This is a genomic window from Micromonospora sp. NPDC005197, from assembly GCF_040608295.1.
Taxonomy (GTDB): domain Bacteria; phylum Actinomycetota; class Actinomycetes; order Mycobacteriales; family Micromonosporaceae; genus Micromonospora.
In genome coordinates, this window is record NZ_JBEXHY010000262.1 from 1 (window position 1) to 2,119 (window position 2,119).

At 74.8% G+C, this 2,119-nt stretch carries 2 protein-coding genes; one reads left to right on the forward strand and one right to left on the reverse strand.

Going from position 1 to position 2,119, the window contains the following annotated elements:
• The first annotated feature begins 56 nt into the window (after window positions 1-56).
• Window positions 57-983 (forward strand): acetamidase/formamidase family protein, encoded by a 927-nt coding sequence (locus ABZU46_RS31685; protein WP_354863365.1) that lies wholly within the window; start codon window positions 57-59, stop codon window positions 981-983.
• Between the two features lie 73 nt (window positions 984-1,056).
• Here ABZU46_RS31685 and pdxY read toward each other — a convergent pair whose 3' ends face one another.
• Window positions 1,057-1,908 carry a pyridoxal kinase PdxY gene (gene pdxY, locus ABZU46_RS31690; RefSeq protein WP_354863366.1) on the reverse strand — a complete coding sequence of 284 codons (852 nt, stop codon included), beginning with the start codon at window positions 1,906-1,908 and terminating at the stop codon, window positions 1,057-1,059.
• Window positions 1,909-2,119: the final 211 nt, after the last annotated feature.

Below are 2,119 nucleotides of genomic sequence, written 5' to 3' on the forward strand. Positions count from 1 at the left end.
CGGTCGGCCGCCCCGCAGCGGTCGCGCCGCGCGGCGTCGGCACGTAGCCTGCGCAGATGCGACACACCCTCGCACCCGGCGACGACACCCTGCACGGTCACTTCTCCCCCGACCTCGCGCCGGCCCTCACCATCGACCCCGGCGACACCGTCACCTACCGCACCCTGGACTGCTGGTGGTCGGCCGGCCCGTACCCCGGCGGGGCGAACCGGGACCGGCCCCGGGCCCCGCAGCACCGGCCCGATCACGGGCATGCGCTGACCGGGCCGGTCGCGGTCCGCGGTGCGCGGGCCGGCCAGACCCTCGCGGTACGCATCGACGCGATCGTCCCCGCCACCTGGGGAACGACGGTGGCCGGCGGGTGGGCGAGCGGGTTCAACCAGCGCTACGGCGTCGCGGCCGACGGCGTGGTGCACGCCTGGGAGCTGGACCCGGTGGCGTTGACCGGCCGCAACCAGCATGGCCACACGGTGGCGCTGCGCCCGTTCATGGGAGTGCTCGGCATGCCGCCCGCCGAGCCGGGGAAGCACTCCACCATTCCGCCTCGGCCCTGGGGCGGCAACCTGGACTGCAAGGACCTGACCGCCGGCAGCACCCTGCTGCTGCCGATCCCGGTCGACGGGGCGCTGTTCTCGGTGGGGGACGGGCACGCCGCGCAGGGCGACGGTGAGGTCGGCGGTACGGCGATCGAGTGCCCGATGGACGAGGTGACGCTGACCCTCGACGTCCGCGACGACTTCCCGGTCACCGGCCCGGTGGCCCGCACCGCCGACGCCTGGCTGACGCTGGGCGTGGGAGCGTCCCTCGACGACGCGACGTTCATGGCCCTCGATGGGATGCTGACCCTGCTGCAACGGCTGCACGGCCTCAGCCGACCGGACGCGGTGGCGCTGGCCAGCGTCGTCGTCGACGTGCGGGTGACCCAGATCGTCAACCAGACCGTCGGCGCGCACGCGGTGCTGCGCGACGACGCGCTGCGCTGAGCCGCACAACGGACCGCCCGCGCGGCGGCGACGTGGCGGACCGCCCGCGCCGGCTCGCAGCGGCGGACGGCTGTCAGCGCAGCCGGCGGGCGGTGAACCTCGCCGGCGGCTCGGCGATCGCGTCCTGTGCCGCGATCAGCTGGATCTCCCGGGTGCCCGCCGCGAGGGTCGCCTCCAGGACGGTGAAGACGGAGGAGATGGTTTGCTCCAACGCGGTCGCGGGTGAGCCGGAGGTCAACAGGTGCGCCAGGTACAGCGCCGCGGTGACGTCACCCCCGCCGTTCGGACTGATCGGCAGCAGCGGGGTGGTCACCGCCCAGGCACCCTCGTCGGAGACCGCCACCACCTCCAGCGCGCCCGCCGGGACGTCGCTGTGCAGCACGCTGGTGACCAGGACGTGCCGCGGCCCGGTGGCACGGACGACGTCGACGGCCTCCAGCACCTCCGCCAGCGAGGACGTCGTGCGGCCGGCCAGGAAGTCCAACTCGAAGTGGTTCGGCGTGATGATGTCGGCGCGCGGCACGACTGTGTCGCGCAGGTACTCCGGAATGCCGGGCCGGACGAACATGCCCCGGCCGATGTCGCCCATCACCGGGTCGCAGCAGTACACCGCGGCCGGGTTGGCGGCCTTGACCTGGGCCACCGCGTCCAGGATCACGGCGCCCATCGCCGGATCGCCCTGGTAGCCCGACAGCACCGCGTCGGCGCCACCGAGAACCCCCCGGTCGGCGATGCCCGCGATCACCTCGGCCACGTCGGCGGCCGCCAGCAGCGGCCCGCGCCACGCGCCGTACCCGGTGTGGTTGGAGAAGTGGACCGTCAGGACGGGCCAGACCTCGTGCCCGAGTCGCTGGAGGGGAAAGACGGCGGCCGAGTTGCCGACGTGGCCGTAGGCGACCGACGACTGGATGGACAGGATCTGCACCGACCCATCATGGCCGCCTCCGACGGCGCGCAGCGCGCGGCCCGCCGAATCTGTCGGCTGGGCCACTCCGGCCCGCACCGGCCACCCCGCACTGCAGCGGGCAGACCGCGCCGCGGCCGAGCCGCGAGCCGGTGCCGCCACACCCTCGGGCGGCCCGGACCGTGGGCGTCGGAGCCGCCCGTGGGCGTCCGTCAGGGGGTGGTCAGCCGCC

What these genes read in the sequence shown, in the direction of transcription:
- ABZU46_RS31685 (WP_354863365.1), top strand. Translation starts at nt 57, where the DNA reads ATGCGACACACCCTCGCACCCGGCGACGACACCCTGCACGGTCACTTC.